The organism is uncultured Sphingomonas sp. (assembly GCF_964250165.1).
Classification (GTDB): domain Bacteria; phylum Pseudomonadota; class Alphaproteobacteria; order Sphingomonadales; family Sphingomonadaceae; genus Sphingomonas.
Genome location: NZ_CAXUEK010000087.1, coordinates 1 through 10035 on the forward strand (window position 1 = coordinate 1; position 10035 = coordinate 10035).

At 71.3% G+C, this 10035-nt stretch carries 14 protein-coding genes and 1 other RNA gene; 6 read left to right on the forward strand and 9 right to left on the reverse strand.

Annotated features, from left to right (window positions below):
• The 5 genes from ACFE64_RS13585 to ACFE64_RS13605 form a co-directional block, all read right to left on the reverse strand.
• The coding region (locus tag ACFE64_RS13585; protein ID WP_375392997.1) for a CoA-transferase at positions 1-325 on the reverse strand (325 nt) is incomplete at its 3' end.
• Positions 325-681, reverse strand: coding sequence for a DUF5076 domain-containing protein (locus ACFE64_RS13590; RefSeq protein WP_375392998.1), 357 nt, complete (start codon positions 679-681; stop codon positions 325-327). The genes ACFE64_RS13585 and ACFE64_RS13590, both read right to left, overlap by 1 nt.
• Entirely contained in the window at positions 678-1520 is an 843-nt protein-coding gene (locus ACFE64_RS13595; RefSeq protein ID WP_375393009.1) for a 5'-nucleotidase, lipoprotein e(P4) family, read from the reverse strand. The genes ACFE64_RS13590 and ACFE64_RS13595 overlap by 4 nt, the downstream gene beginning before the upstream one ends.
• Before the next feature lie 107 nt (positions 1521-1627).
• Complete coding sequence (locus ACFE64_RS13600) at positions 1628-2371, reverse strand: CoA transferase subunit A (protein ID WP_375392999.1); 744 nt, start codon at positions 2369-2371, stop codon at positions 1628-1630.
• A 69-nt stretch (positions 2372-2440) separates the two neighbouring features.
• Complete coding sequence (locus ACFE64_RS13605; protein ID WP_375393000.1) at positions 2441-4087, reverse strand: thiamine pyrophosphate-binding protein; 1647 nt, start codon at positions 4085-4087, stop codon at positions 2441-2443.
• 47 nt (positions 4088-4134) lie between these two features.
• Here ACFE64_RS13605 and ACFE64_RS13610 point away from each other — a divergent pair, with 47 nt between their 5' ends.
• A complete protein-coding gene (locus tag ACFE64_RS13610; RefSeq protein ID WP_375393001.1) occupies positions 4135-5055 on the forward strand; it encodes an SMP-30/gluconolactonase/LRE family protein in 921 nt (306 codons plus the stop codon).
• A complete protein-coding gene (locus tag ACFE64_RS13615) occupies positions 5048-5506 on the forward strand; it encodes a GNAT family N-acetyltransferase (protein WP_375393002.1) in 459 nt (152 codons plus the stop codon). Before ACFE64_RS13610 ends, ACFE64_RS13615 begins: the two co-directional genes overlap by 8 nt.
• A 135-nt stretch (positions 5507-5641) precedes the next feature.
• Here the strand turns inward: ACFE64_RS13615 and ACFE64_RS13620 are convergent, their stop codons facing one another.
• Complete coding sequence (locus ACFE64_RS13620) at positions 5642-6253, reverse strand: serine aminopeptidase domain-containing protein (RefSeq protein WP_375393010.1); 612 nt, start codon at positions 6251-6253, stop codon at positions 5642-5644.
• Positions 6142-6393: a DMT family transporter gene (locus ACFE64_RS13625; protein ID WP_375393003.1), complete on the reverse strand. Its 252-nt coding sequence runs from the start codon at positions 6391-6393 to the stop codon at positions 6142-6144. Before ACFE64_RS13625 ends, ACFE64_RS13620 begins: the two co-directional genes overlap by 112 nt.
• 93 nt (positions 6394-6486) lie before the next feature.
• Here ACFE64_RS13625 and ACFE64_RS13630 point away from each other — a divergent pair, with 93 nt between their 5' ends.
• Positions 6487-7248, forward strand: coding sequence for an energy transducer TonB (locus ACFE64_RS13630; RefSeq protein ID WP_375393004.1), 762 nt, complete (start codon positions 6487-6489; stop codon positions 7246-7248).
• Between the two features lie 43 nt (positions 7249-7291).
• On the opposite strand, the gene ssrA is transcribed toward ACFE64_RS13630, so the two are convergent.
• Positions 7292-7667, reverse strand: a transfer-messenger RNA (tmRNA) gene (gene ssrA / locus ACFE64_RS13635).
• A 41-nt stretch (positions 7668-7708) separates the two neighbouring features.
• Between ssrA and ACFE64_RS13640 the strand changes: the two genes are divergently transcribed.
• A complete protein-coding gene (locus ACFE64_RS13640) occupies positions 7709-8140 on the forward strand; it encodes an RrF2 family transcriptional regulator (protein WP_375393005.1) in 432 nt (143 codons plus the stop codon).
• A gap of 13 nt (positions 8141-8153) precedes the next feature.
• Here ACFE64_RS13640 and mscL read toward each other — a convergent pair whose 3' ends face one another.
• Positions 8154-8609 (reverse strand): large conductance mechanosensitive channel protein MscL, encoded by a 456-nt coding sequence (mscL, locus tag ACFE64_RS13645; RefSeq protein WP_375393006.1) that lies wholly within the window; start codon positions 8607-8609, stop codon positions 8154-8156.
• A gap of 105 nt (positions 8610-8714) precedes the next feature.
• On the opposite strand from mscL, the gene ACFE64_RS13650 reads away from it, so the two are divergent.
• Together ACFE64_RS13650 and ACFE64_RS13655 are read left to right on the forward strand one after the other, a co-directional pair.
• Positions 8715-9293, forward strand: coding sequence for a LemA family protein (locus ACFE64_RS13650; protein ID WP_375393007.1), 579 nt, complete (start codon positions 8715-8717; stop codon positions 9291-9293).
• 5 nt (positions 9294-9298) lie between these two features.
• Positions 9299-10035: TPM domain-containing protein (locus ACFE64_RS13655; RefSeq protein ID WP_375393008.1), on the forward strand; the 737-nt coding region annotated here is incomplete at its 3' end.

Genomic DNA, 10035 nt, shown 5'->3' on the forward strand with positions numbered 1-10035 from the left:
CGCCGAGCACGGTCAGGTCGATATGCCCGCCGCGGATCATCGCGAAGCTGTCGGCGCTGGAGAAATAGGCCGATTGCGGCAGCTCGCTGATCGTCTGCTTGCCGGCGTTGATCAGGTCGGGGTCGACCTCGTCGTCATAGGGAAACGGCCCGATGCCGAGCATCCCGTTCTCCGACTGGAGCGTCACGGTCATGCCGGCGGGGATGTTGTTGGCGACCAGCGTCGGGATGCCGATGCCGAGATTGACGTAATAGCCGTCGCGCAGCTCCTTGGCGGCACGCGCGGCCATCTGGTTGCGGTTCCACCCGCTGGTTGCTTGGGCCATCAGTTCGGCTTTCCGGTATAGCTGACGAAATCGTCTCGCGCGTCCGGCGTCACGTCCGCCGGCGCAGGGCTCCGCGGATGGTCGGTGGGCAGCCCGCGCTCGGCATCCACGCCCTCCCAGATCCGCGCCTCCGCCTCCGCCTCGCTGATGTTGACCGCCCGCGCCCAGGCGCGCGCGCCGTGCCTGACCGCGTCGACGAGCGCCATGCCGAAGGCGAACGGATCGGGCGCCAGCGCGGCGGGGTTGATGAAGCAGGTCACCGGCCCGTCCTGCTTGGCCCACAGGCGCAGGAACTCGCGCGCGTCCTCGACCAGGTGGCCGTGCTTGGTCAGGTCGATCGGCACGGGCTTGCTCACGGGGCGGGGCTCCAGCGTTTGTCGGCCGGGAAGGCATCGTCCAGCCCGCCCTTCAGCGCGGTGCCGTAGACCGGATTGGGCAGCACGAACCAGCCCTTGCCCCACAGCCCCGCCGCCGAGGAGTGGATCGCGAGCTGGCGGCGCTCGGCAACCGGCATCGGCTCGCCGAAGCGGTCGGAGAAGTCGCCGAGCTGGTCGCCCGCCATCGCGATCACGCAATAGCGGGCGGCGATCTTCGCGCGGCGGCCGTCCTTGCGCGGACCGTCGCTGTCGTCGCCCTGCAGGAACAGCGTCTCGCCATGCGCGAAGTCGCCCAGCCCCGCCCCCTTGAGCGCCGCCACCGTCGTGTCGGCATTGGCGGCGGCGCGGTTGGTGTTGAGCACCGGCGTCACCCCCGCCTTGCGCAGGTCCTCCATCGCGTGGGCCGCGCCCGGCGTGGCGGCGACCTGCCGGATGCCGGTGCGCTCCCATGCCGACCATTCCGCCTGACGATAGGGCCGCCCCGTCGCCGCGCGCGCCTCGAAGCCCAGGTTGAGCAGCATCGTCTCGTCGACGTCGAACACCACTGCCAGCGGCTTGTCGCCGCACGGCACGAACTTCGCCTCGCGCAGCGGCGAGCCGGCGGCGAGCACCACGCTTTGGGCGGGCCGATGCGCGGCCTTGTCCTTGGCGTAGGCGATCAGCGCGTGAAAGGCAGTGAGCTGGAGCGCGCCCGCCTCGCCCGAGCCGTAGAGGAACTGGTAGGCGGGCGGGATCGGCGTCGCGCCGGCGCCAGGCGCCGCTTGGACGTTCGGTCTCGGCTGCGCCGCACAGGCGGACAGGACCGCAGCCAGAGCGATCCCCCAGCCCCTCCCGCTTGCGGGAGGCCATGTCGGGCGACGCCCGGCAAACCCACGCCCTCGCCTGACCCCTCCCGCAAGCGGGAGGGGAGAAGAAGAAGCGACCGTCACACCTCGCTTCCCGCCGCCGCGCCCGCCCCCTCGCGCTGGCGCACGGTGCGGAACTCGATCTTCTTGTCGTAGGGCGCGCCGACGATCATCCGCTTCACATAGATGCCGGGCAGGTGGATCGCGTCGGGATCGAGCGATCCGGTCGGCACCACCTCCTCCACCTCCGCCACGCACACGCGCCCCGCGGTGGCCATGGGCTGGTTGAAGTTGCGTGCGGTCTTGCGGAACACGAGGTTGCCGGTCTCGTCGGCTTTCCAGCCCTTGATGATCGCCAGATCGGCGCGAATGCCGCGCTCGAGGATATACTCCTCTGGGCCATCGGGGCCGTCGAACACCTTCACCTCCTTGCCCTCGGCCACCAGCGTGCCGACACCCGTCTTCGTGTAGAAGCCCGGAATGCCCGCGCCCCCCGCCCGGCATCGCTCGGCGAGCGTCCCCTGCGGGCAGAACTCGACCTCCAGCTCGCCCGCCAGATACTGCCGCTCGAACTCCTTGTTCTCGCCCACATAAGAGGAGATCATTTTCGCGACCTGGCGGGAGCGCAGCAGCTTGCCGAGTCCCTCCCCGTCGATCCCGGCATTGTTGGAGGCGATGGTCAGCCCGGTCACGCCCGCCGCCTCAATCGCGTCGATCAGCCGCTCGGGGATGCCGCACAGCCCGAATCCGCCCGCGCAGATCGTCATGCCGTCGTGCAGCAGGCCGTCCAGCGCGGCGGCGGCATCGGGATAAAGCTTGTTCATCGCCACTCCTGTCGAACGCCCCGATAGCGAGCGGGCGAGCCGGTGGTCAAACCTTTGCGCATCGGTCGCTCAGCGGCGCGCGATCGCGCTCAGCGTCGTGGCGGGGGTGATCTCCTCGATGTCGGTCCTGAGGTGGAGCAGGCGGACGCCGGGTGTGGCGGTGGCGCGGGCCAGCGCGCCGGCAAAGTCTTCGGTGCGGTCCACCGTCTCGGCCCAGCCGCCATAGGCGCGGGCGAGCGCGGCGAAATCGGGGTTGCGCAGCCGCGTCGCGGAGACGCGGCCGGGAAACTCGCGCTCCTGATGCATGCGGATGGTGCCGTAGGCGGCATTGTCGATCACCAGCACCAGGATCGCGCAGCCGTGCTGAACGGCGGTCGCCAGCTCCTGCCCGTTCATCAGGAAGTCGCCGTCACCCGCCAGCGCAACGACGGTGCGGTCGGGCCGGCGCAGCGACGCGGCGACGGCGGCGGGGAGACCATAGCCCATCGCGCCGGCGGTGGGGGCGAGCTGCGTGCCCGGGCCGGCATAACGCCAGTAGCGATGCCACCAGCCCGAGAAGTTGCCCGCGCCGTTGCAGAGGATGCTGTCGGCGGGCAGCGCCGCGCGCATCGCCGCGACGCACTGGCCGAGGTCGAGGCGGACGTTCGCGCGAGGCTGCGGGGTGGACCAGACGAGATAGTCGGCATGGGCGGCCTGTGCCTCGTCCCGCGACGGCCAGCGCGCTTCGGCGTCCAGCGCCGCGGCGAAATCGTGCATGTCGGCGCAGATCGCGACGTCGGCGCGGTAGGTGCGCTGAAGCTCGACCGGGTCGGGATGGACCTGGAACAGCGTCTGCCCCGGATGGTCGGGCGTGACGAGCGTATAGCCGTCGGTGGTGGCCTCGCCGAGCCGCGCGCCCGCGACGATCAGCAGGTCCGCCTGGCGGACGCGCGCCAGCAGCGCCGGGTTGGGGCCGTAGCCCAGATTGCCGGCATAAGCGGGCGAGCCGTTGGCGATCGCGTCCTGCCGCCGGAACGCCGCGGCCACCGGCACGCCCGCCCGTTCGGCCCAGGCCTGGAAATGCGCGGCCGCACGGGCGTTCCAGCCGGCGCCGCCGACGATCGCCAGCGGCGCCTCGGCCTCTGACAGCAGATCGCGCAGGCGGGCGATGGCCGTGGCGGACGCCGCCTGGCGGATGTGCCCCACCTGGGGCCGGTCCACCGCCTCCACCGTGTCGAGCAGCATGTCCTCGGGCAGCGCCAGCACCACAGGGCCGGGACGGCCGCTCATCGCGGTCGCGTAGGCGCGGGCGACATATTCCGGGATGCGGCGCGCGTCGTCGATGCGGGCGGCCCATTTTGCGATGGGACCGAACATCGCCGGGAAATCGATTTCCTGGAACGCCTCGCGGTCGCGGGTGCCTCGGTCGACGTCGCCGATGAAGAGGATCATCGGCTGCGAATCCTGCATCGCGACGTGGACGCCGATGCTGGCGTTGGTGGCGCCGGGGCCGCGGGTGACGAAGCACACGCCCGGCCGGCCGGTCAGCGCGCCGTCCGCGCAGGCCATGAACGCCGCCCCGCCCTCCTGCCGGCAGGTGACGACCGCGATCCGCGGCACGTCGACCAGCGCGTCGAGCACGGCGAGAAAGCTCTCACCCGGCACGGTGAACAGCCGGTCGCAGCCCTGCGCGGCGAGCTGGTCGACGAGGATGCGGCCGCCGGTTCTCTTTTGCATCGGCCTCCCTTACGCGTTCCGTCGCGGCGACAACAAGGAGAGGGCGAATGGTCGAGTGGACGACGGTGGCGGGCGGCTTGCGCTTTCCCGAGGGGCCGGTGGCGATGACGGACGGCTCGGTGGTGCTGGTCGAGATCGCCGCCGGGCGGATCACGCGGGTCCGCCCGGACGGGTCGACCGAGACGATCGCCGAGCCCGGCGGCGGCCCGAACGGGCTGGCGATCGGGCCGGACGGCAAGCTCTATTGCTGCAACAATGGCGGCTTCAACTATATCGACCGCAACGGCTTCCTGACGCCGCACGGGCAGGCGGACGATTATTCGGGCGGCCGCATCGAGCGGATCGACCTCGCCACCGGCGCGGTGGAGGTGCTCTACCGGGACGGCGACTTCGGCTGCATCCTGCGCGGCCCCAACGACATCGTGTTCGATGCGCATGGCGGCTTCTGGTTCACCGATCACGGCAAGACCCGGCCCCGCGAGCGCGACGTGACCGGCATCTTCTACGCCAGGGCCGACGGCTCGCTGCTGAAGGAGGTGGTGTTTCCGTCGGAGAACCCCAACGGCGTCGGCCTGTCGCCGGACGGCGGCACGCTCTACGCGGCCGAGACCTATACGTGCCGGCTGATGGCGTTCCGCGTCACCGCGCCGGGCGAGGTGGACCTGGCCGCCGGACCGGGCGGCCCCGCCATCCCGCTCTACCGGCCGGCGGGCTACAAGTTCTTCGACTCGCTCGGCGTCGAGGCGGGCGGCAACATCTGCGTCGCCACCATCGGCGAGTGCGGGATCAGCGTGGTGTCGCCCGCGGGCGAGCTGGTCGAGTTCGTGCCCACCGACGACATCTTCACCACCAACATCTGCTGGGGCGGCGCGGATGGGAGGGATGCCTATGTCACCTGCTCGGGATCGGGCCGGCTGGTGAAAACGCGCTGGCCACGGCCGGGGCTGAAGCTGGCGCATGGTGCCTGACATTCGCCTGTTGCGCGCGGAAGAAGCCGACGCGGCCGCGGCGCTGCACCGGCGCGCCGGGGCGCTGATCCCCGGCTATGATGTCGAGGCCGAACCCCTGGCGCAGACGCTGGCGACGTATCGCGCTGCGTTCGCGTCGGGCTCGCTCTGCGGCGCGTTCGACGGGGCGACGCTGGTGGGATGCCTCGCGCTCGAACCGGGCTGGATCGAGCACCTGTATGTCGAGCCGGCCCGGCACGGCGAAGGGATCGGACGGGCATTGATCGGCATCGCGCAGCGCGAGCAGGACGAGCTGCAGCTGGTCACCTATCAGGCCAACGCGCGGGCGCGACGCGTATACGAGGCCGCCGGATTCGTCGCGGAGGCGTCCGGCGTGGACGAGACGTCGCCGCATCGGCCGGCCAACGTCGGGTATCGATGGTGCCGGGGGAAACGCACGGCAGCGGCCTGAGCCGCGGGCTTTCCGGCGAACACGCTTCGGGTCTGATCCACCGCGTCAACACCGAGCTTGCCCGCCCGCCCCGGCGGAGGCCGGGCTCAGTATCTGACCGCTCGCGACTGGGCCCGGCCTTCGCCGGGGAGGCGGTCAGGACCGGTCTATCGGAGACTGGACCCGGCGGTTCAGGCGGCGGCGAGCGTTCGCGCAGACGGCGAAGGATCTGGCCGACGCCTCGCTGAGGCGGATGCCGCACAGCGGACCGGCGGCATAGGCGTCCACCTCCGCCGGGTCGCGCGACAGCCAGTCATAGCCGGTGCGCCGCTCGAATCGCGCGTTGAGTTCGCCGCCGATCCGCGCGCGCGGCGCGGCGGTGCCCGACAGCACCAGCGCGTCGATCAGCGCCGCGTGGTCGGCAGCCACGCCTGCGCGAACATCGCCCATCGAATGGCCGAACAGGATTAGCGGCACCCCGGGCTGCTCCGCCCGGATGCGGCGGCTGAGCACCGCCAAATCGTCCACCGCCGCGGCCGCGCCGCCCGGGCCGAACTCGCCCAGCCCCGCCATGCCCGAGGTCAGGCCGTGCCCGCGATGAACGCAACGAAATTGCGCGCGCCGAACCGCGGGATGATGATCGTGGCCAACCGCGCCTAGAAGCCGATCAGCAGCCCCGCGGCATAGCTGCTCGCCGGCGCGGCCATCAGGGCGTGGAGGCGGGGCGGCCCGTCGAGCGGCAGCGCCAGGCCCAGCGCGGCGAGGCAGGCGACCGCGAACATCACCGCCGTCGCGCCGATCGGGTTGCCGATGCTGCGCGCCATGCCGCCGTTGAGCACGCCGATCAGCGGGATGCCGGCGCTCGCCAGGACGGTCCACCCCGCCAGGAACACCGCCGCGCGCGTCACCCGTTCCCCCGCCTCGCTCCGGCCCTGCTAGCCGATCCGCCACCCGCTGCAAGACGCCGCGAAAACCTGTCCGCCGTCGCGCGTTGAGGGTGCATGGCGACGGTCAGGCTTTCTCGGCGCGATCGGGCGGCGGCGGCGGCGGTCGCGGCCGGGCTGGTCGCGCTGCTCGTCTGGGCGCTGGTGCTGGCGCTGGCGGTGAGCCCACGGGCCGTGGCCGATTCGGCGCTCAAGGTGTTCGGGGTCGCGCCGCCGCCCCCACCCCCGCCGCCCGAACGGCCGCCGGCCCACCGGCCGAGCTACCGCCGGGCAGGAGCGGCCGCTCCGCCCAATCTCCGCAGCCAGGCGAGCCCGGTCGCCGCGCCCCCGCCGGTGGTGCTCACACCCCCGCCGCCGCCCGTGGTGGTCGCGCCCGTGCCGTTCCAGGGCGCGCAGGCCTCGCAGGGCGCGGCGGACGTGGCCGGGCCGGGCACGGGCGCGGGCGGCGAGGGCAAGGGGACCGGCAGCGGCGGCGAGGGAAATGGCGACGGCGCCGGCGACGTGCCGCCGCGCCAGATCGGCGGCCGCATCCGGGACCAGGACTATCCCCGCGCGGCGAGCGAGGCGGGTGCCGACGGCACGGTGGGGGTGCGCTTCGTGGTGGGCGTCGACGGGCGCGTCGCGCGCTGCCAGATCGCCCGATCGAGCGGCAACGCGGCGCTGGACGAGGCCACCTGCCGCCTCATCATGGAGCGGTATCGCTTCAGGCCGGGCCACGACGCGCGCGGCCGACCGTTCGCAGCGACGATCGTGCAGAACGAGAGCTGGGTCTTGCATCGGCCGCCCGAAGGGGAGGCCGACGACGACGACCGCCCTTGAGCCGGTCCGGGGGGTTCTGTTGCTCGGCCCCCCCGGCGGCCGCCGGATTCCGCTTCTGTTGCCCGGTGCGGTCCAACCGCGCTTAAGCCTTGTAACCTAGTCCCGTGAGGGAATCAGTTACGCGGCAATCGCGAGCGCCTCGTTGTCGTTGGCACTTGTGTTATGGGCCGTCGCGGTGGTCCCATTCCGGGCGAAAACAGCGCCTTTCAACACACGTCGATCCTGGTTCGGCCCCATCGGGAACCCCGCCAGGATTTCCCATCAAAGTGTTACCTTGATGGGCCCTGCGCGAAGCTTCTGGTGGAGCCGCCGGGTACTGCCCCCGGGTCCGCTGTGCCTATTCACGCCGCGATTTATCGCCATAGCCGGGCGAACCCGGCGCGGGTGATATAGACGACTGACCCGCCGCCGCCAAGACCGCCTTTCGCCTGCCATAAACCCGCGCCATAGGGAGGGCGTCATGCTCACCCAGCGCTCCCGCTATGCCCTGCGCGCCATGCTGTTCCTCGCCGAGACGCCGATCGCCGGGCCGCCCGTGCCGATGACTCGCATTGCCGCCCAGGCGAACGTGCCGCGCAAGTTCCTGGAGCTGATCCTGGCCGATCTGCGCGAGGCGGGGTTCCTCCATTCGACCCGCGGCAAGATGGGCGGTTATCGCCTGTCGCGGCCGACGCACCTGATCTCGCTGGGCGACGTGATCCGCGTGATCGAAGGCCCGCTGGCGCTCGTTCCCTGCGTCAGCCGCACCGCCTATCGCGCCTGCCGCGACTGCAAGGACGAGGCCAGCTGCGCGATCCGCCACGCCATGCTGCGCGTGCGTGACGAGACCGCGCGCATCCTCGACGGCACCAGCCTGGCCGACGCCGCCGTCGAGGAGCTGGCGGCAGCGTAACGGCGAAGCCGGCTCAATTCCGCCCGCGCAGCTCGTCGCGGATTTCGCGGAGCAGCGCGATCTCGACCGGCTCGGGCGCGGGCGGGATGGCCGCCGCCTCGTGCCGCAATTGCCGCTCCAGCAGCGTCGTCGCGCGGGTCACGCCCCGCACGATCAGGAAGATGATGAAGGCCACGATCAGGAAATCGACCAGCTGCGTCAGGAACTCGCCATAGCCGAGCAGCGGGACGCCCGCCTTCTTCAGCGCGACATAATCGTCCGGCGAACCCGCATAGCCGGCCGGCACCGGCCCGAGCCGGAGGAAGTAGCTGGAAAAGTCGAGCCCACCGAAGATCTTGCCGATCACCGGCATCAGGATGTCGTCCGTGAGCGACGTCACGATCTTGCCGAACGCCCCGCCGATGATGACCGCGACCGCGAGGTCGAGCACGTTGCCGCGCATGATGAATGCCCGGAAATCCTTGAACATCGCCGCCTCCCTGATCTGGATCGGCGAAAGCTAGGCGCCGATTGCCTCTTCGCCAAGGCGTGAAGCCGCCCTATAGCCGACCGCGCAACTGCCGGAGGCTGTTCCATGAAGACGCATGTCGCCCTTGCCCTGCCGCTCGCCGCGCTGCTCGCGGGATGCGGGGTCAACAGCGTGCCCACCGCCGAAGAGAATGCCAAGGCGCGCTGGGCGGACGTGCAGAACCAGTATCAGCGCCGCGCCGACCTGATCCCCAACCTGGTCTCGACGGTGAAGGCCGCCGGCGCGCAGGAGAAGGATATCCTGGTCCAGGTGACGCAGGCACGCGCCACGGCGACCCAGGTCAAGGTCTCGGGCGACCAGCTGACCAATCCGGCCGCGGTCGCCAACTACGAGCGCGCGCAGAACGCCGTCACCCTCTCGCTCCAGCGGCTGCAGGAGGCCTACCCCGAGCTGAAGAGCCAGGGCAATTACGTCACGCTGATGAGCCAGCTGGAGGGGACGGAGAACCGCATCGGGATCGCGCGCAAGGATTACAACGATGCGGTGCAGGCCTATAACACCCGCATCCGCACCTTCCCCGACGCGGTCGGCGCGAAGGTGATCTACGGCGCGAAACCGATGACCCCGTTCCAGGCGACCAGCCCGGGCGCGGACGTCGCGCCCAAAGTGAATTTCGGGAGCTGACCGTCATGCTCCGCCGGGCCTGCGCCTGGCTGCTCCTGCTGATCGCCGCGCCCGCGGCGGCGCAGACCCTGCCGCCGTTCGGCGGGCTGGTGGTCGACGCCGCCAATGTGCTGCCGCCCGCGGTCGAGGCGGACCTCACGACCAAGCTGCAGGCGTTGCAGCACGACACCCATCGCCAGCTGGTGGTGGCGACCGTGCCGGACCTGCAGGGCTACCCGATCGAGGAATATGGCAACAAGCTGATCCGCAGCTGGGGCGTCGGGCTGAAGGACGTCGATAATGGCGCGATCCTCCTGATCGCACCCAACGAGCGCAAAGTGCGGGTCGAGGTCGGCTACGGGCTGGAGCCGTTCCTGACCGACGCCTATTCGAGCGTCACGATCAACCAGGTGATCCTGCCGCGCTTCAAGGCCGGCGACCTGCCGGGCGGCGTCGCGGCCGGCGCCGACGCGCTGATCGCGCAGCTCCGCGCCTCGCCGGAAGAGGCGAAGGCACGCACCGACGCGGCCGTCGCGGCCTTCAACAAGGACCACCGGGCCGCCGGGCGCGGCGGCGGCGGCGTGCCGATCGGCCTGATCTTCTGGGGCGTGGTGCTGCTGTTCTTCGTGCTCCCCGCCTTTGGCGGTCGGCGGGGCCGGCGCTGGCAGGGCGGCGGCGGGGGCGCAGGTGGCGGCGCCTGGCCGATCGCGCTGTGGGCGATCGGTGAGGAGCTGTCGCGCGGCTCGCGCGGGGGCGGGGGCTT

What these genes read in the sequence shown, in the direction of transcription:
- ACFE64_RS13640 (WP_375393005.1), top strand. Translation starts at nt 7,709, where the DNA reads ATGCTCACCCAGCGCTCCCGCTATGCCCTGCGCGCCATGCTGTTCCTC.
- mscL (WP_375393006.1), bottom strand. Translation starts at nt 8,609, where the DNA reads ATGTTCAAGGATTTCCGGGCATTCATCATGCGCGGCAACGTGCTCGAC.
- ACFE64_RS13650 (WP_375393007.1), top strand. Translation starts at nt 8,715, where the DNA reads ATGAAGACGCATGTCGCCCTTGCCCTGCCGCTCGCCGCGCTGCTCGCG.
- ACFE64_RS13610 (WP_375393001.1), top strand. Translation starts at nt 4,135, where the DNA reads ATGGTCGAGTGGACGACGGTGGCGGGCGGCTTGCGCTTTCCCGAGGGG.
- ACFE64_RS13630 (WP_375393004.1), top strand. Translation starts at nt 6,487, where the DNA reads ATGGCGACGGTCAGGCTTTCTCGGCGCGATCGGGCGGCGGCGGCGGCG.
- ACFE64_RS13600 (WP_375392999.1), bottom strand. Translation starts at nt 2,371, where the DNA reads ATGAACAAGCTTTATCCCGATGCCGCCGCCGCGCTGGACGGCCTGCTG.
- ACFE64_RS13605 (WP_375393000.1), bottom strand. Translation starts at nt 4,087, where the DNA reads ATGCAAAAGAGAACCGGCGGCCGCATCCTCGTCGACCAGCTCGCCGCG.